The sequence below is a fragment of the Mesorhizobium sp. M0830 genome (assembly GCF_040319965.1).
Taxonomy (GTDB): domain Bacteria; phylum Pseudomonadota; class Alphaproteobacteria; order Rhizobiales; family Rhizobiaceae; genus Mesorhizobium.
In genome coordinates this window covers 1-17,458 of record NZ_JAMYOR010000096.1, presented here as the reverse complement: position 1 = coordinate 17,458, position 17,458 = coordinate 1, and the positions used below count along the sequence as shown (strand labels likewise).

General features: G+C 60.5%; 16 protein-coding genes and 3 pseudogenes. 10 read left to right on the top strand and 9 right to left on the bottom strand.

Annotated elements, in window-relative coordinates; translation table 11 throughout:
* Window positions 1–573 precede the first annotated feature (573 nt).
* Window positions 574–1,083 carry a ferritin-like domain-containing protein gene (locus NKI20_RS32000; RefSeq protein ID WP_352487506.1) on the bottom strand — a complete coding sequence of 170 codons (510 nt, stop codon included), beginning with the start codon at window positions 1,081–1,083 and terminating at the stop codon, window positions 574–576.
* A gap of 521 nt (window positions 1,084–1,604) precedes the next feature.
* Between NKI20_RS32000 and NKI20_RS31995 the strand changes: the two genes are divergently transcribed.
* A complete protein-coding gene (locus NKI20_RS31995) occupies window positions 1,605–1,829 on the top strand; it encodes a hypothetical protein (protein WP_352837880.1) in 225 nt (74 codons plus the stop codon).
* A 757-nt stretch (window positions 1,830–2,586) separates the two neighbouring features.
* On the opposite strand, the gene NKI20_RS31990 is transcribed toward NKI20_RS31995, so the two are convergent.
* Window positions 2,587–4,191 (bottom strand): Do family serine endopeptidase, encoded by a 1,605-nt coding sequence (locus NKI20_RS31990; RefSeq protein WP_352837878.1) that lies wholly within the window; start codon window positions 4,189–4,191, stop codon window positions 2,587–2,589.
* Between the two features lie 30 nt (window positions 4,192–4,221).
* On the opposite strand from NKI20_RS31990, the gene NKI20_RS31985 reads away from it, so the two are divergent.
* On the top strand, window positions 4,222–4,506 hold the full coding sequence (locus tag NKI20_RS31985; RefSeq protein ID WP_352837876.1) for a hypothetical protein: 285 nt from the start codon (window positions 4,222–4,224) through the stop codon (window positions 4,504–4,506).
* Window positions 4,507–4,878: 372 nt separating this feature from the next.
* On the opposite strand, the gene NKI20_RS31980 is transcribed toward NKI20_RS31985, so the two are convergent.
* From NKI20_RS31980 to NKI20_RS31970, 3 genes are read right to left on the bottom strand one after another with little or no spacing between them, the layout of a single operon-like run.
* On the bottom strand, window positions 4,879–6,024 hold the full coding sequence (locus tag NKI20_RS31980; protein ID WP_352837875.1) for a two-component system sensor histidine kinase NtrB: 1,146 nt from the start codon (window positions 6,022–6,024) through the stop codon (window positions 4,879–4,881).
* A 3-nt stretch (window positions 6,025–6,027) separates the two neighbouring features.
* Window positions 6,028–7,521: a circadian clock protein KaiC gene (gene kaiC, locus NKI20_RS31975; protein ID WP_352837873.1), complete on the bottom strand. Its 1,494-nt coding sequence runs from the start codon at window positions 7,519–7,521 to the stop codon at window positions 6,028–6,030.
* Complete coding sequence (locus NKI20_RS31970) at window positions 7,508–7,828, bottom strand: circadian clock KaiB family protein (protein WP_352837871.1); 321 nt, start codon at window positions 7,826–7,828, stop codon at window positions 7,508–7,510. The genes kaiC and NKI20_RS31970 overlap by 14 nt, the downstream gene beginning before the upstream one ends.
* A 263-nt stretch (window positions 7,829–8,091) precedes the next feature.
* Here NKI20_RS31970 and NKI20_RS31965 point away from each other — a divergent pair, with 263 nt between their 5' ends.
* The 3 genes from NKI20_RS31965 to NKI20_RS31955 all read left to right on the top strand — a co-directional run bounded on the left by NKI20_RS31965 (window position 8,092) and on the right by NKI20_RS31955 (window position 11,078).
* The gene (locus NKI20_RS31965) at window positions 8,092–8,871 is read left to right on the top strand and encodes a Crp/Fnr family transcriptional regulator (RefSeq protein ID WP_352837869.1); all 780 of its coding nucleotides are present in this window, start codon (window positions 8,092–8,094) and stop codon (window positions 8,869–8,871) included.
* Between the two features lie 775 nt (window positions 8,872–9,646).
* Window positions 9,647–10,519 carry an SDR family oxidoreductase gene (locus NKI20_RS31960; RefSeq protein WP_352487513.1) on the top strand — a complete coding sequence of 291 codons (873 nt, stop codon included), beginning with the start codon at window positions 9,647–9,649 and terminating at the stop codon, window positions 10,517–10,519.
* Window positions 10,520–10,874: 355 nt separating this feature from the next.
* On the top strand, window positions 10,875–11,078 hold the full coding sequence (locus NKI20_RS31955) for a hypothetical protein (RefSeq protein ID WP_352837867.1): 204 nt from the start codon (window positions 10,875–10,877) through the stop codon (window positions 11,076–11,078).
* Between the two features lie 11 nt (window positions 11,079–11,089).
* Here the strand turns inward: NKI20_RS31955 and NKI20_RS31950 are convergent, their stop codons facing one another.
* Complete coding sequence (locus NKI20_RS31950; protein WP_023761537.1) at window positions 11,090–11,374, bottom strand: DUF982 domain-containing protein; 285 nt, start codon at window positions 11,372–11,374, stop codon at window positions 11,090–11,092.
* Window positions 11,375–11,394: 20 nt separating this feature from the next.
* The gene (locus tag NKI20_RS31945; protein WP_352837865.1) at window positions 11,395–11,835 is read right to left on the bottom strand and encodes a DUF982 domain-containing protein; all 441 of its coding nucleotides are present in this window, start codon (window positions 11,833–11,835) and stop codon (window positions 11,395–11,397) included.
* Here NKI20_RS31945 and gfa point away from each other — a divergent pair.
* The 5 genes and pseudogenes from gfa (at window position 11,811) to ligD (ending at window position 16,781) form a co-directional block, all read left to right on the top strand.
* Window positions 11,811–12,364 (top strand): annotated as a pseudogene (gene gfa / locus NKI20_RS31940) (S-(hydroxymethyl)glutathione synthase). The gene NKI20_RS31945 and the pseudogene gfa overlap by 25 nt on opposite strands.
* A gap of 615 nt (window positions 12,365–12,979) precedes the next feature.
* A complete protein-coding gene (locus NKI20_RS31935; protein WP_156938600.1) occupies window positions 12,980–13,162 on the top strand; it encodes a hypothetical protein in 183 nt (60 codons plus the stop codon).
* Between the two features lie 347 nt (window positions 13,163–13,509).
* Window positions 13,510–14,484: a PAS domain S-box protein gene (locus NKI20_RS31930; RefSeq protein ID WP_352837882.1), complete on the top strand. Its 975-nt coding sequence runs from the start codon at window positions 13,510–13,512 to the stop codon at window positions 14,482–14,484.
* A complete protein-coding gene (locus NKI20_RS31925; RefSeq protein WP_352837863.1) occupies window positions 14,466–14,879 on the top strand; it encodes a sensor histidine kinase family protein in 414 nt (137 codons plus the stop codon). Before NKI20_RS31930 ends, NKI20_RS31925 begins: the two co-directional genes overlap by 19 nt.
* A gap of 123 nt (window positions 14,880–15,002) precedes the next feature.
* Entirely contained in the window at window positions 15,003–16,781 is a 1,779-nt protein-coding gene (ligD, locus tag NKI20_RS31920; protein ID WP_502898183.1) for a DNA ligase D, read from the top strand.
* 365 nt (window positions 16,782–17,146) lie between these two features.
* Here the strand turns inward: ligD and NKI20_RS31915 are convergent.
* Both NKI20_RS31915 and NKI20_RS31910 read right to left on the bottom strand, forming a co-directional pair.
* Window positions 17,147–17,347 (bottom strand): annotated as a pseudogene (locus NKI20_RS31915) (hypothetical protein); the annotation flags it as partial.
* A pseudogene (locus NKI20_RS31910) lies at window positions 17,313–17,458 on the bottom strand (EamA family transporter); the annotation flags it as partial. The pseudogenes NKI20_RS31915 and NKI20_RS31910, both read right to left, overlap by 35 nt.

Here is a 17,458-nt window from a genome sequence, read left to right as displayed (position 1 = left end):
AGGCGGTCCTCGGACGCTGGGGGCTCAACGTCGTGGCTGGGGACGATGAGGATCCGCAGCAGAGCTTGGCAGCTTTTCTCAGCAACATCGCCGAAGCGAAATGACGGGAGGTCTGGTGTATGCCGCGCACGCATGCATGGGCGTTCCGGTCAAAGCGCCTCTCCGCGACATCTGCCAAGCTGCTTCGCGATCGGCAACCCCGTGTCGTCACCACTTATTTGCGGTCACCGCCCTCGGGCAGGCCGAAGCAGACGACGTTCACGATGGCGAGCCGAAGCTAACGGAGATCGGGCGCAATCCTCGATGCGCTGTCGCCGCGATCTTGGATCCCGGCTCGGTCAAGCGGGAAAACTCTGATTTGCTCGCTTCCCGCAACAGCCGCAAGATTACAGCCGGCGCGGGCGGATCCCGCGACCGTCTTGGTTTTCCATCGCAGCAGCAGAACCGGCAGCCACCTTCAGCTTCGGACTGCACGCTTCTTGCCCGAACCTGTTTTCAAGCAAGCATCTAAGCCGGGGGACCGTGGGATGGCCGGGCTACGGAGACCAAGTGGCAAGCAAGCGTCGACGATGGTCAGCGCTTAGCGCTCTCGCTTTCCGTATCGGCTCGCGCAAGGAACCGCTCGGCCGTAGACGGGAGATGGTCTTTCAACCAGTCGGCCATGGCAATTTCTTCTCGCAGGTTCTGCTCGCATACGCGCGCGACCTCGGTCTCACCCAGGGATCGAGCAGCGGCGATGAGAATTGTGTAGGAGGCGATCTCCATGTGCTCGAACGTGTAGCTCGCAAGCGATCCCTTCATGACCTCGTCGCCAGCGAAGATGCCGCTCATTGATTGCGCCATCGCTGTCAGCTTTCCACCGGCATCCTTCAGCCGGGAGGGCCCTTGCCCGATGCGGTCGAGGCAGGTCTTGAGCCGGGCGGCCTGCTGCACCGTCTCCTCGAGATGTTGCCGAATTCGGCTGCTGAGCTCAGGATAATTTTCTATACGGCTCAATTGCCCATTGAGCATGGTCTCAGCCTGCTCCTCCATCGCATGAGCATCCCTGAGCCACTGGACAAACCATTCGCGCGATTCTGACATTTCGTTACTCCTTCATGAGCCGTCCAAACTTGCAAAAGGACATATTGTTCCAGAACGGCCGGAGCGTAGAAAGGCATCTGAGCAGCCCGCCATGATCGGCAAATAGTGGTGGATCCCAGCCCTCGTCAGGCCGTTTCCCCTCGGCTCGCAGGCGACACGCCTTGCGACCGTCGTAACCCTGCGCTTCTCCTTTCGCGAACTTCGGCCATCCAGTCTTTCGAGGCTGTGGCGGAACTCGCCCGACGCCGATTAGCGCCGACCTATCGCCGCCCGTCGCGAGGCCTTCCGGCCGGTTCACAGTGAGTATGTTGCGGAGTGGCTGGCCATCGCAAGCGAGTCATGCGCCTGCAACAAGAGGCTGCATTGGCAAGCAGAATTTGGGGCCGGCAATAAATTTCGGCTGGAACAATCATCATTCGCCGCCCGGACGTACTCGTCGCTCACCCGTCCGGTCGTGTCGTCCGCTGCTCGAACTTTGGCGCAGGCGGACTGCTGTTGAAAGACGAAAAATGGAGGAAGCTATGAAACGAACCCTTGTAATCGCCGCCGCACTGATGGGCTTGTTGGGTGCTCCCGCAATTGCTGCGACTCACTATTGGGTCGCCAAGGACACGAGCACGAAGACATGCGCGGTGGTCTCCGCGAAGCCCGACGGAGTAAAGATGACGGCCATCGGCAAGAAAATGTACTCGAGCTATTCGAGTGCAGACAAGGCTCTGAGGGTTTTGGCCGCCTGCAAGAGCTGACAAGCATGCTGTTAGCCCGTACGGAGCATGCCCGGGCGGGCTTTCTAAAGTTGCCAGCCGACTGCCGTCTCGAGCAGCAGTCGAGCCCGTCATGAAATCGCGCCAGCTCGGAGCTTTCGGAGGACATCGATCTCACCATGAAATCCGGACGATCGCGCCCGAGCTGGTGGGCGACGCCGCGGCTCCCCGCGGCAAGGCCTCGTTCCCGACTGCCAGGCCGCGCGTGTTGCGCGCAGACGCGGACCAGTTCGGGGTCAGAACGGTTCAGAACGCACGCTAAGGCCGAATGAATTAGAAACATCACGCCGCCCGTGGATTGCTGCTGGCAAGCGAAGCGTCCCGAAGCCTTCGCTCATTGTTCAGTATCCCAGCTGTGGATGTCTGTGAGGCTGATGTGCCCCCACCTGAGCGGCGAGGCGCGTTTGAGCAGGTCACCCGAGATCGTCCTGCGCGCCATACCCAGGTGTGTGGCTGCGCGGTCAAGACAATTAGACAGCGTTCTAGGGAACGATGGCGTCGACGACGGGGTTGTGACGGGGTTGAGACCGAAGCGCGGAACGCCTGCTTCTCGAATGAGCGTCGCGGATTTCGCCGCGCTCATGGAAGAAGACCGCGCTTGTGGTGTGGTCGCCTTCCCGAGAGCGGAAAGCAGAACCCTTTCCTCCCTGGTTCGCCCTGTCGCGGTCGCAGCTCTTGCCGCATTTCGTGCGTCGCTTTGCTGAACGCCGTAGAAATTTCGGTTCTGAGACAGGCTACGTCAGGATGCGGCCACGGCAACGAAGAGCGATTGTCCCTGCCTATTTATGCGCAACAGAATGGGCCTTTTCTGCCGCCGGGATTTTGCCCACTCCTCCTGGATGTCCGACGGCTGTGCCACATCCCGGTTGTTGGCCGAGACGATCACGTCTCCGGGCCGAAGGCCATTCTCGGCTGCGAGGCTGTTCGGTGCCACGTCCTGGATAAATACGCCGGTGGTTCCCGGCTGGAGGCCGAGTTGCGGGCGCACTTCGTCCGGAATGGGGCTAAGTGACAGGCCAAGACGTTGGTCAGCCGCATCCGGAGCAGGAACAGCGCCAGTCTGTCCCTCCTCGTCCTTGCGTTGACCGACTGTCAGGGTCAACTCCTGCTGGCTGCCATCTCGATTCCTGGTCACAGTCGCTTTCGACCCCGGCTTTTGGCTCGCCGCCGCCAGCGTGAGGTCACGGACGCCTTGGATGTCCTTGCCGTTAAAACGGGTGATGACGTCACCTGCCCGTATACCTGCCTTCTCTGCCGGGCTGCCGGGCTCGACCGAGGCCACCAGCGCTCCCTTGCTCCCCGGTATCCCGAGCGCCGCGGCAATCGACGGCGTGACCTCCTGGAGACGAACGCCGATGAACCCGCGCTCGATGTGGCCCGTGCGGATCAACTGATCGGCGACGCTCTGGGCAGTTCGGGACGGCACCGCGAAGCCAATACCAATGCTGCCACCCGATGGCGAGACGATCGCCGTGTTGACCCCGATCACTTCACCGCGCGCGTTAAACAGGGGGCCGCCTGAATTGCCACGGTTGATTGAGGCATCAGTCTGCAGGAAATCGTCGTAGGGACCGGCCTGGATATCGCGCGAACGGGCAGAAAGCACGCCAACGGTAACTGTCCCGCCGAGCCCAAACGGACTGCCGATCGCGATCGTCCAGGCGCCGGGCTGAACTGCGTCCGAGTCGCCCCAGGCGGTTGTGGCCATGTTGGGCCGCGGATCGACCTTCAGCACCGCAATGTCGGTTCCCGGATCCCGGCCAACCAGTCGCGCGGGTGCAGTCTCCTTATCCGAGAATACCACATGGATCTCGGTAGCATCGGCGACGACATGGTTGTTGGTGACGATGTAGCCCTCAGGATTGATGACAAAGCCGGAGCCAAGAGCTTCTCGGACCTGCGGCTGGGCGGGCCCCGGGCGACCATTGAAAGGGTCGAGAAAATCGTTGAGCGTCGTTTGATCCTGGATGATCTGCCTTGTCGTGATCGCGACAACCGCCGCTAACTTCTGGCGCACAATCGCGGTGAAGTCGTTCGGGATCTCCTGTGCTGTGAGCGGAGCAATGCCCCCGGGACAGAACAGCAGAACTCCCGCCACCACACCGGCGCACAGTCCCTTCCTCGAATTCACGAACATGATCAGTTCTCCTGCCCAGCCGGCCGGCCGTCGCCGTCGGCTCAGGAGACAGAAACTGAGATTCATGCAGATGGTTTCACCGATCTCAAAATATAGGGGCGAACGGATGAAAATCGTGAACGTGTGACCTCGCTGCCCCATTGAAATTTGATCGGCAACGTCCGAGATTTTGCTGGTGGAACTGGCAAGAGCCACCAACGACGTCAACAGAGGAGATTATCCGAAGGAGGACCATCGATGGAAGGAGCCATTTCGACGAGTTTTCCGATCGGGCCCGAGGCCCCTGATCTTTTCCTTGAGGACCGGTTACTCCATCCGGCACGGCATTTCGGGCACCCGCAGGAGGTGTTGGCCGACACGACGCTGGACGTCCACGAAAAGCGCGCCGTTCTTTCGTCATGGGCGTCGGATGCCTGGGCGGTGGAATCCGTGCCGGCACTGCGCATGCCTCCGGGAGCTACCGAACCGGTCAGCTTCGACGCCATAATGGACGCGTTGCGCCAATTGGATCGATCGGAGTAGCTTCCCAGCAATGTCGGCCGCGGTGGCGTGCAGCACCGTGGTGGCCGGTCTCAGAGCATCCGTCGATGGACTTTGAGCGAAGACGCCGCCTCCCTCCCGCATCCGAGGCACCTGACTCGCTGGTGAGCTCGCCAGCGCAAGGGTGCCAGCGCATTCTCTCCGCTTCCACTCGTCCTGGCGCCATACGTCCAGCGGCAAGTGGGCGTATGTGATCGTGGGTGCCGTCGTGGCGGCCCTGGCTGCCGGAAGCCTCTGGTTCTTCGGCAACCGTCCGTTCTCAAGGGCCTGACGAAGATTTTTGCGGGCCTGGAATCGGGCCCGCTTTTTTCTCCAACTCATCGTGGCTGCCGCTTGGCGGCCCCCATTCGGCGGCTATTCATCCATACGCTTGCGCCGGATCTCGCCCGACGATCGCGGTTCGTCGTTCGTTGCTCGCGGCGGGCGCGGAAGAAACAGATGTACGCTCGTTCCCGTCCCTACAACGCTCTCGATCCGTATATGCCCGCCGGACTGCTTGATGAAGCCGTAGACCTGGCTGAGGCCAAGCCCGGTTCCCCGCCCGTCGCCCTTTGTCGTGAAGAACGGCTCGAACACCTGGGAAAGGACCTCCTTGCTCATCCCGCAACCCGTATCGCTTACGGTGACACGAACAAAACGGGCAGCCGCAGCCGGCACGTCTTCGATATCGGCGGGAGAATTGCTGGTCTCGATCGACAGCGTTCCCTTGCCATCCATTGCGTCCTTGGCATTGACAGCCAGGTTGAGAATGGCGACGTCGAGTTGATTGGCGTCGACGAGGACAGTATCAAGTGCCGGATCGAGGTCACATCTGACCTGCGTGCCGCTCCCCAGAGTCCGCTCCAGCAGCATGCTAAGCGCCTCCATTCGAGCATTCAGATCGATGGTCTCGGGATAAAGCGATTGTCCGCGGGAGAAGGCGAGCAATTGCTGCGTAAGCGCACCGCCAGTTCGTGTCCGGCTGATCAGCTCTTCTACCAGCATGGCTGAATTCGGGTTGGGCGCTTCCCCTCCCAACTGCTTCTGGAGGAGCCGCAGCCCCGACTCGAACACAGCCAGCAGATTATTAATGTCGTGAACGATTCCAGCGGCGAGGCGGCCGATCGCTTCGAGCTTTTGCGACTGGCGTCGGCGCTCCTCCTGAGCTCGCTGCGCCGACACGTCGCGCAGGCTGGCAAGCAGCGCCGGCTTTCCGTCCCAGCTGACCTCGACGGTCCTGATTTCCACGTCGGCTGGTGACCGACGGCGGCGGTGGACAGTGATTTCGGTGGTTTCACCGGATATGACCGGTCGGCCGAGTGGAATGTGAACGAGATCGGCAGCCGGATAGCCGAAGATCATGGCCGCCGCCGGATTGGCATAGAGCACGGTTCCCGACAGATCGACGACGAGAATCCCATCGGCCAATGTCTCGATCAGGCGTCGAAAGTTGAGTTGGCTGATGCCCGTCAAGAATGCGTTGGCAGACGGGTCCAGGATTTCGGCTGCGCTGCGCGTCACTGCCTACTCCTCACGCCGAGACGCCGCGGAACCTCCGAATAGGTCGGGCGCGCCATTGAAGGGCTGACCGAGATGCATGCCGGCGCCGTCGACCGTGAAGCGCCTGATCTGCTTGTCGTGCTCACTGCCGCGCATTTTCAGCACCATGATCCCGCGGTGCATGAAATTGCCCTCCTGGATGTAACGCAACAGGATGATGGCGTCGGTAAGCGTCGAGATATGCTGTTCGCTGGCACTCTGGCCGCCGACGAGCGACTTGTCGGTCGCCGTACAAAGGCCAGCGATCTCATGTTTCTTGATAAAGGATGTGAGGCTGATCAGGAATTCCCGAAAGCCGGAGTCTGGCGCTATCCTTTCCAGGGCCGACAGGCTGTCGATCGCGATCCGGTCTGGTTTGAACTCCTGCACGAGCTCGCGGATCATCAAAAGGTGGTCTGGCAAGTTCTGCGCTTCCGGGTAGATGCAAATGACCTTGAGCCGGCCATCCGCCTCCATTGCCTCGAAGTCGACGCCCCAGCCACGAGCATTGCGGAACAATTGACCGCGGCTCTCTTCGTAGCCGACCAGCAAGGCACGTTCGCCAGCCGCTACGCCGCCGGCGAGAAAATTGGTCACCAGCAGCGTCTTTCCGGTACCCGTCGCACCACTGACAAGGGTGATGCTGTCGCGGAAAAATCCGCCGCTGCACATGCTGTCGAGTTCCGAAATGCCGCTGGTCACCCGTTTCGTGCTGGATTGCTGCTCCAGCCGTAGTGAGGACAATGGCACCGCCACTATGCCTTGCTTCTCAACAAGCGTGATCGGCACCTCGCCTTCGACATGGCGGCTGCCTCGCATCTTCAGGACTTCGATGGTGCGCCTGCGCCGCTCGCGATAGAGCGCGTTGCGCAGGATGACCACATTGTCGGCGACAAATTCCTCGATCCTGTGGCGGGATATCTCGCCATACTCGCTGTTGCGTTCGGCGGTCATCAGCACCGTCAAACCTTGCTTCTTGAGGGCTGTCGCGATGCGCAGGAGCTCCCGACGCACCGACGTCTGCTCCGCCACGAAGTGGTCGAAGAGCTGGGTGACGGAATCCAGCACGATACGTTTTGCCGCGGAATTTCGCGCAGCGTGCAAGACACGCGTCAGCAAACCGGCTAGATCGAAATTGCCGATAATCATCTGGTCGTGGTCACGCGGACTGGCGTCGACGAAGACCAGTTTGTTCGCCTCCCGCCAACGGCGTATGGTCCAGCCAAAGCTGGCCATGTTGACCTCGATCTCGGCCGGCGATTCCTCGAAGGTGACGAAGACGCCGGGCTCGCCCAGAACGGTGATGCCGTGGGCCAGAAACTGCGTCGCAAACACAGTCTTACCACTGCCGGGCGTCCCCCCGACGATGGTGGTGCGCCCGCGCGGCAGGCCGCCCATCACAAGATCGTCGAAAGCCTCGATGCCGGTCCTGACGCGTTCGAGTACAGGGTCGATCAGGATCTCTTCAGCTGTGGTCATAGCCACTGTCCTTCCCGCGAAAACCGAAATAGTCGAGAACCTGAGCGGTGTTGCTGATGTCGCCGATCAGCCGCCGTGGAGGGGTGGCTCTCTCGTCCGAGAGCGTCGGCGTCGCTAGAATGCCGGCGCTTTCCGCCGCTTCGGGATGCGCGAGGATATCGACGATATGGATTTCGATTCCGCCGGCCCATTCCTTCATTATCCTCAGACGACTTTCCAGCGCCCGTCTGGCGCTCGGCGTGTCTCCTGCGATATAGAGGCGGAGCAACGCGTTGGTCCCTGGATCGGACCGATGGCTAGAGTTCATGTTTCACGCCTTGCTGCACGAACATTGCAGTTTCGGCGTGCTTGAGGCGCCACGCCGCAGATCCAGTCGCCGGCATTTTTCTTCCCTTGGCAGCCCGAGGTCTGCCTAGGGAGCCGATGCACCACGGCTCGCGCTCGGTGAGGCCTGGATCAGCGCCCCTGCGACATTTTGTAAATGGCTGCGCACGCTCCGTCTGCGCACTAGTGAACATTTCTCCTCGCTAGCCGTTGTAGATGCCCCATTCTTTGGAAGAGAGGAGCGCGATGGAGAACGCCTATAAAAAATCGGAACCGATTGGAAACAACCTGCTTCGGGCGCTACGACGCGATGACTGGGAGATCCTGCAGCCGAGCCTCGAACAATGGTCAGCGCCTGCCGGTACATTGCTGCACGAACCAGGCGACGCTGTCCGCTACGCTTACTTTCCCCGCGGGTCTGCGATGATCTCCTACCTCGTCGCGCTGAGTGACGGACGAGCGATAGAGACTGCGCTTATCGGACGTGAAGGAGCGGTCGGTGGGATCGTGAGCCAAGGTAGGCTCCCGGCCTATACACGTGCCGAGGTTCAAGTCGGGGGGTCCTTCTTCAGGATCGACCTGCACCATCTGGAAGAAGCAAAATCGCGTTCTTTATCATTGCGTCACCTGTTCGCCCGCTACGCCGATTGTCTGATGGCGCAGCTGTTTCAGTCCGTTGCATGCAGCGCCGCGCATTCCATCGAACAGCGCACTGCGAGATGGCTGCTGGCCGCGACAGAGCGCACAGGGGCCGGAAATCTGACGCTGACCCAGGAACAGCTTGCTGCAATGCTCGGGGTAGGCCGCTCCTACATGAGCCGAGTCATCCGCGACCTGAGGCAGCGCGACTGCATTGAGACAGGGCGTGGCCGGCTGGCGGTGCGCAATCCGGCCGGGCTGCGCTCGCTTGCATGCGAGTGCAATGCGGCGGTTAGCCGCCATTTCAACGACGTATTGGAGGGCGTTTACCCGGCTGAAAAGAGCGTCGCAGGTTCACGGGGCGTGCCGCCGGGGAAAGCGCAATGACTGCGTTGCGGACCGTCTTCCAGGGATCGCAATTTGCCTTGGGAAGCACCCAATCCTGTGAGTTTGCTTATGCCACGCGTTGGTTGACGAGGATCCTGCCTCTAGTTTCGGTCCGATCAGCGTCTTCCAGCGTCTCATCTGCGCTTCGATCCGAGAACGCTGATTGTAGCCGCTTGATTTCTGCCTGCCCGTCTGAGCCTTGGGTTGGGATCACGTCGATTTCACAGTTGACGCTCGTCTAAGCGCTCTTCGGTAGCGGGATCATAACCTCTGCCTGGCCGCCAAACCACATTTCGACAAGATCGCTGACGGACGCTCCGGTCATAGGCACATGTCGGCCTGGGCGACTGGCGCGTCGATCTGGGCCAGAAGAGTCCGCCAGCGCTGCGGATCGCCGATGCTTTCCAGCGCCAGATCGGCACAGAGACTCTCGCCCTGAGATCCCTGCGACAACGTCGATTGGCAAGGATCCTCCCTGTGCCGGCTGTGCCAAAAGTCTCGGACCATTCGGCTTGGCGACATTGAACCCGTCCCATGAATTCTGAACGCAGAACGCACGGCGAGTGGAACACTCCGCTTTCAAACCGGTTAGGAGAAATCATTGACGTGTGTGGGTCGCTGCGGTCGCCATGTGCGACTGCCGGAGGAAATCGGTCGATGGCCACGAAGAATGAGAACCCTGCAAGGCGCGGTTCGCCCGAGCACAAAGGCGGCGCTCAGGCCCTCTCACGGACTCCCAGCATTGAAACCCAAACTAGAGCCAAAGGAGCTGAGCATGCAGAATAATCCCCGGCAGAAACATCCTCAGCCACCCATGCCTGAACAGCAGCAGGACATGCCCGGCTACACCGACGAGATGAATCCCCGCCCAGACCATGGCGAGCAGAGCTATCGCGGCAGCGGCAAACTGACGGACCGCGTTGCGCTGGTCACTGGCGCGGACTCGGGCATCGGACGTGCAGTCTCAATCGCCTTCGCCCGCGAGGGCGCGGATGTGATCATCTCCTATCTTGAGGAGGACGAAGACGCGAAGGAAACGGCCCGATGGGTCGAGGATGCCGGCCGCAAGCCTGTGATCGCGCGCGGCGACATCAGCGACGAACGTTTTGCACGCTCGCTCGTCAAGCGTGCCATGGATGAATGCGGCCGGCTGGACATCCTGGTCAACAACGCCGCGCATCAGGCGACATTCGAAAGGCTGGAGGATATTACGGCCGAGGAGTGGGATCTCACCTTCAGGACGAACATCTATCCGATGTTCTACCTCTCACAGGAGGCCGTGAAGGTGATGAGACCCGGCTCCGCTATTATCAACACGTCATCCATCAACGCCACCAGCCCCTCACCTATGTTGCTCGCCTACGCCACCACCAAGGGGGCGATAGCGAATTTTACCGCCGGGCTGGCTGGACTGGTCGCGGAGCGCGGCATCCGGGTCAATGCCGTCGCGCCGGGGCCGATCTGGACGCCCTTGATCCCTTCGACGATGCCGGCCGAAAAGGTAAAGGAGTTCGGCAAGAATACACCGCTTAAGCGCCCTGGCCAGCCGGCCGAGCTCGCGGCCACCTATGTGCTTCTGGCCTCGGACGGTGCCAGCTATACGACCGGCGCCCTTTACGAGGTCACTGGCGGAAGGCCGATGCTTTAATGAATTGTCTTGGGTGAGAAGGCAAGGTCGCGTGTCGGGCCAACGCTCTGGTCGGGCGCGCGCAGCCGTTGTGACGAATCTCGCTTACGTTGCTTTGCCGGTTTAAAGGTCATTCCGCCGCTCGGCCGATCAACGCGACAAGGAGCCCCAATGACGCTGCCAGCGATAAGATCGCTACGACCCTCCTTGCTGCGCTCATGGACTACGGGTTTGTTCCGGCGTCGCCTCTGCGCGGGGCAGGGAGCTGGCGTTCTGCGATCGGTCGCCGAAAGACAATATTTCTGAAGCGGGGATCGATCTTGTGCTAGCCGAGGGGGATACGGCGCTCGAAGCGGTCATAGGAGCGCTCCGAAAATTGGAAACGAAGCCGAAAGTGTTTTCATTGGCATTTCCTGCATTGAGCAAGGAAGCGGCGCTCCTTAACCTTACCGGCTCCAAAATGGCTTCCGGCATTCTACGACGCCCGCTCATGACCCAGCAACCCATGCCGGCGCATCAACGCGGGCGTTTTCGCACGGCGCAACTTTTTGGGCGGCGGCCCTATGGCCGCCGCCTCTGAAGTCACCCGGATCAAGCTTGCAGCAGCTGCTCGGTAGCAGTGACCGGCGTTATCATGCCGTCTTCGAGCAGGATGTCTTTCTTCCTGGCGAACTGCAGAACACTGCCACGCGCAGTCTCCGCGTCGATCTCGCCGGCCAATGCGGCCTTACAGGCGCGGATCGCCGCCCTTTGTTCAGGACTGTTCCCGCACCACTCTGTGACGAACTGGTAGGCATCCACGACCGAGTTCAGCTGCCTGGGCAAGCCAAGTCCGACCCAGACGCGAACGGGCTTTTCGAAGGGCTGAGAAAGCATGGTTTCCTCCCTCCGAGCAGTCAGGCGGCAACGCCGCCCGTCTCTCCCGACCGTCTTGCCGTAATCCAAGGCATCGTCGTTGCGACGTCCTCAAGGATCTTCACAGAGCGGGCAAAGCCGGCGAAGGCATCGCGCGCGACTTTCAACGGTATGAGACCATCGAAGGCGCGGTGACAGGCGCGCTTTGCCGTCTCATAGACTATGCCGCGCCGATGCTTCGGCCATTCGTCGAGGAAGTCGAAAGCATCCTCAAGGCAAGCGATCTCTAGAATGAGATCTTCCGAAGCTCTCACGAACACGGGACTCTCAAATGTTCTCACGCTCATCGAAACCTCCAATTGTCTGAACGATTTCAGGTGGTTGAGGATGGTCACCCCAGCAACCGGCAGCGACCTGCGCAAAATATGTAAAGGCCGATTTTCGATGTCAAGACCGCATGAAGCCAGTGGCGCATCCGACAAAGTCCTCGGTTCCTGCGTTTGCCGGCGGCACGCTGGTCTGCGCCTGCACCAGCAATCCGGTCAAGGTGAAGGTGAAGGGCCAGATCGCGCACAATCATGCCTGCGGCTGCACCAAATGCTGGAAGCCAGAAAGGCGCGCTGTTCTCGGTCGTTGCCGTGGCAGGTACGGGCGACGTCACCGTCACCGAAAACGGCGACAAGCTGAAGGTGGTCGACCCCTCAGCGCTGATCCAGCGGCATGCCTGCACCGGCTGCGGTCCACATGCACGGACCGGTCGAGCGCGACCACGCGTTCAAGGGCCTGTCCTTCATCCACCCCGAGCGTTTCGTCGAGGATGGCTGGTCACCTCCGGGCTTCACCGCTTTCGTCTCGTCGATCATCGAATCGGGTGTCGATCCGAACCGCATGGAGGGCATTCGTGCGCAGTTGAGGTCGATCGGGCTGGAACCCTATGACTGCCTCAATCCCGGCCTGATGGACTATATCGCCACCTGGGCGGCCAAGAAGTCGGGCGCTCTGCCGGCATAATCCGCATTGCCGCGACCGGGCGGTTCTATCGGGACGGTCGCGCTTATTGCGATCACTGGCGAACGGCGCCGGAGATCGCGGCGACTAGCGCCGGAGACCTGCGCGATGTCGTTGCGATCTTCGATTCCAGTTATCCGAACGCGATAAGGGTGCTCGCGCAGTTCGGAGACCCAACCGCGCGCCCAACACGATGACTGCCGGCACGAGTGATCACGTCTTTGGGCTGTTCGCCATGTTCGGCGGCGGTTTGCACCGCAACTGCACAACCTCACATCTCGGAAGATGAGGACCGGCTCCTGTTGCCGTCTGCGTTTTCGACGCCGAAATTCTCCGCGCTGTATTTCCAGCTTTGGTCCTGTTTAGGGACGTACCGCAGGATCAGCGGCATGATCTGCGCATAACTCATTCACGACTTTAGCGGATGTGAGCAGATCGAAGCTGGCTTAGTGGATTGGATCATCCACAGGCAAGAGATGACCGGCGCGGCGAGGGACTGTTGAGGGGACACATGACAACCCGTCGCACCGGTCACGCGCTAGGATTTGAAAGTAGCGGGATATTGGTGATCACGCAATTAAGCCGGAAGGAGTAGGCCCAGCCGTAGGCTCGCCGGGGTTGGCGGTTGTTGGGGTGCTCGCGCGTCGGTTTGCGATCAACATGGCGATGCGCGCGCGGCTCAATTCGCTGCCTCGCGTGGACGGTGCGCAAGCCGCCGCGCCTTGTTTCCACATTTGCGGCGACGAGATCAGCCGTCTTCAGACAGATCGCCTGCGGATTTTGATCGTCTGCGACGTGTGATCTCCGCATTGGTTTGCCAATCAATTGCTGCACTTCGTGTGTCGGCTCGATCTACGCCACTCTCCGGCGAAACCCGATCCACTTACCAGTGGGGCTACGACATCGATAAGTCCTCCTATTGGCATTTCCTTCAATCTCCCTGAGGTCGATTCACGCTATAGTTAAAGGAGAGCTTATGGAACCATACCCTACCAGCCGCGTTCGGGGTCGCGGGACGCAAATATCCAAGATCACGGCGGCAGCATTCGGATTTCGAGCACTAACTATGGAATTGGAACCGGGAAGTCTGGCCTCAAAAGGACGATAGCTGCCGGCCAGCTCTCGCAAACGGCGAGCTAGAACGGGCTCTGCTCCGCAAAGACAATCTGTTTCACCAAGTTCTCGAGGCGCTTCCCGTCGCCATCTACACAACGGATCGGTCTGGCAAGATCACCTTCTACAATCGCGCGGCGGCCGAACTTGCCGGGCGCGAGCCGCAGATTGGAGTAGACGAGTGGTGCGTGACGTTTCGCCTGTTCACTCCCGACGGCAATCCTCTACCGCATGAAGATTGTCCGATGGCCGTGGCGTTGAAGGAGAACCGCCCGATCCGCAATCAGGAGGCGATCGCACAGCGGCCCGACGGTACGCTGATTCCTTTCCTCCCCTTCCCGACACCCTTGCGGGACGAGACCGGTGAACTGATCGGGGCTGTCAATTTGCTCGTCGACCTCAGTGAGCGGCGGCAAGCGGAAGAAGTCCGCCAGCATCTATCGGCCATCGTCGAGTCCTCGTTCGATGCGATCGTAAGCAAGGACCTGAACGGGGTAATAAAAAGTTGGAATCACGGTGCTGAACGACTCTTTCGCTACCCAGCCTCCGAGGCGATAGGAAAGCCGATCACCATGCTTATTCCCGCCGACCGGCAAGACGAGGAGGTCTATATCCTGGACCGTATTCGCAACGGCGAGCGAGTTGAGAGCTACGAGACGGTTCGTCGTCGCAAGGACGGAAGCCTCGTTCCCGTCTCCCTGACGATATCGCCGGTGCGCGATGGGACAGGACGCATCGTCGGGGCGTCGAAGATCGCCCGCGATATTTCAGCTGCCAAAGAAAGCGAATACCGCATTCGCGCGTTGATGCGCGAAGTCAATCATCGAGTAAAAAACCAGTATGCTGTGATTCTGTCGATGATCCGGGAGACCAACAAGCGGTCCAGGAACCCGGACGCCTTCGAACGGGACGTTCGCGAGCGCATCATGGCACTTTCTGCCTCGCATGATCTCCTCGTCTCGGATGATTGGGGGGCGCCAATGTCTTCGAATTGCTGCTGGCACAGTTAAAGCCCTTTGGCAGTGAAGAGCGCATCTCGATGTCCGGGCCATCCGTGGTCCTTGGTCCTAATGCGGTTCAGCATCTCGGCATTGCGTTCCACGAATTGGCAACGAACTCGGCAAAATATGGCGTCCTGGCAGGTGTGTCAGGACAAATAGTGGTGGCCTGGGGGATCGAAACGGCCGAAACGAAATTGTTCAGGCTGACCTGGAGCGAAACGGTCCACTCCAAAATTGAAAAGGTCGCGCACAGCGGCTTTGGAACAGTGGTGCTAACACGTGTGGCGCCGCAGGCCATGGGCGGGACTGGCTGGATTCAGCACCACCCCAACGGTCTGGTCTGGACGCTCGAGGCGCCAGCAGACCTTGTTGAAACCCTCTCTGCCAATAGTTCGGTCGCTTGACGGCCACGTGACGTGGCGGGCAGCCCAGCCCCGTTTACGCAGTTTCCGGACAAGCGGTCGGTCAACTATGTCTTGGAACCTATTCGCTTGCCGCACGCTTTTGTTCGATGTCAGGAGCGTGCCGTGAGTTCCAAGGCCGGGGAGACTAGGCTCTCGTTCGTTGAGTTTCAGTCGCCGACGCTGGTCGCGAATGCACCCGAGGGCGGCGAATGGATCCATGAGATCAAGTACGACGGCTACCGCACCGAGCTGATCATTGAGAGCGGCAAAGCGCGAGCCTTCACGCGCCGGGGCTACGACTGGTCGCATCGATATCGACGAATTGTTCAAGCAGCTGCCGGCTTGCCGGTGAAGACCGCGATCATTGATGGGGAGGCTGTCGTTCTCGGTAACACTGGCCTGCCGGATTACCAAGCACTGGAAAGGGAGTTGGGCAATCCAGACTCGGCGAGGCTCGTCTTCTACGCATTCGACCTGCTGCACCTTAACGGGCGCGATCTTCGGCAACAGCCGCTAATGAGCCGCAAGGCAGCGCTGGAAAAGCTGCTGAGGGACACTGCGCCGACACTGACCTATGCCGAACATCTGGAGGTGAGTGGCAAAGAGGTGTTTCAACATGCCTGCCGGATGGGATTGGAGGGTATCGTATCCAAGCGCGTTGATGGCACCTACCGCTCGGGCGTCCAGACCAGTTGGCTCAAGGTCAAATGCGTCAAGAGCGATACCTTTCCCATCGTCGCTTTTGTCGAGAAACTCGGCGCTCGCCCGCGCCGCATTGCATCGCTCTACATCGGGCGCCGCGAGGGCGACCGACTGCTCTATGCGGGGAAAGCGAGAAGCGGGTACACCTTGAGCGCTGCCCAATCCGTTCGAGAGCGGCTTGACCCGCTGATCATCAGCAAGTCGCCTTTGTCAGAGCCCATTGTGAAACCCAAGGCGACCTGGGTGAGACCGGACGTTCTGGCCGAGGTGCAATTCAGCGGCGTCACTGATCGCGGCGTGCTGCGCGAGGCCGTGTTCAAGGGTCTGCGCGAAGACCTCGTGCCGATCCCGGCCAAGCCTCCAGCCCGATCCAAGCGACCCGGGCCAATCCGGAAACATGGCGTTCCCAGCGAGAACATTCTGCAATTGCTGCCCGAAGCGGTCTCGCCCTCCAAGGAAGAGCTTGCGCGTTACTGGGAGAGGGTTGCGGATCAGGCACTCGCCCATCTCGGCCACAGACCGCTGAAGCTGGTCCGCCACGCACTTGGCGCAACCTTCTACCACAAGGGCGCGTTGCCGAAAATTCCGGCCGCCGTGCATCAGTTGCGGGTCCAGAAGCGTGAGGGTGGCGAAGGTGTGCGCGTGTGGGTGGACGACCTTGCCGGCTTGCTGGGACTGGTCGAGATGGACGCTGTGGAACTGCATCCGTGGAACGCCACAGTTGATGACATTGAGCATGCTGACCGCATTGTTCTGGATCTCGACCCCGGTAAGGGGGTCGACTGGGATGAAGTCGTTGGGACCGCGCTGACGCTCCGCGACATCATGGAAGCGGAAGGTTTGGAGAGCTGGCCGAAGGTGACCGGTGGCAAGGGCATTCACCTGATGGCCCCGCTTGGGGCAAAGATCACGCACGACAAGGCCCGGCTCCTTGCCCGGTCTTTGGCCAATCGGCTCGCCGAAATGCATCCGGATCGTTACCTGCTTTCCGCCGCGCCGGCAGCCAGAAGGGGCCGCATCTTCATCGATTACCTTCGCAACGGGCGCGGCAACACTGCCGTTGGGGCCTTCTCGCCAAGAGCGCGGCCCGGCTTCCCAATCGCCCATCCGGTAACCTGGAGCCAGATTGAGCAACGGATCCGACCTGATGCCTTTACGATCGACCATCCGTTCAGGGCAGTTGCCAGAAAGGCGGCTTGAATCGCAGGGTTTGTGGAGACGCCGGACGGGAACTGAACAGCGGCACTTAGCGCCTTCGTCGGACGATTCTTCCTGTCCTCTATGATCAAGCAAAGCAAAGAGTGCCCCAAGGGCGCCAGGTAAGTTCCGCCTCGATCTCCAATGACGGGTTTCTTAGGACGCGAACAGCATTCGCAGCCGACATCAGCCCCGTTTCCAACGCAACATACGCAGCCCATCCGCCCGTTGTTCGGATCAGCCGGCCACAGATCGGGTCCGAAGTCCTTGGTCGCCATGTAGACCAAAATGGCGCTTCCCAAGGATGAAACGTAAACGCTGCCCGGCCGCTTCGACACCATGCCTTCAAGGTCCAAACGATCAACCGCCGCGTAGAACTCGGCCCCGCCTCCCGAGATGCGTTGACTGTATTGAAGGACGCCATCGCCCGGGCCGATCAATTCCAGCAAGCGCTCCCTCCTTTGCCACAGGGGTTCACGCCGCGAGTCCTTTCCGTTCAGATGCAGCAGGTCGAAGGCAACGAAGATGATCTTGCCCGGCGACCACCGCCAGCCAGCGCCACGGGCCAACCTTCTCCCCGAGAATCGCCATGGACAGAATGGTGACGCAGAGCGGCGCCAGGAAGATCAGCGCGTAGCACTCCGCCAGCGGAATGGTTGTGAAGGCATAGACGCTAAGCA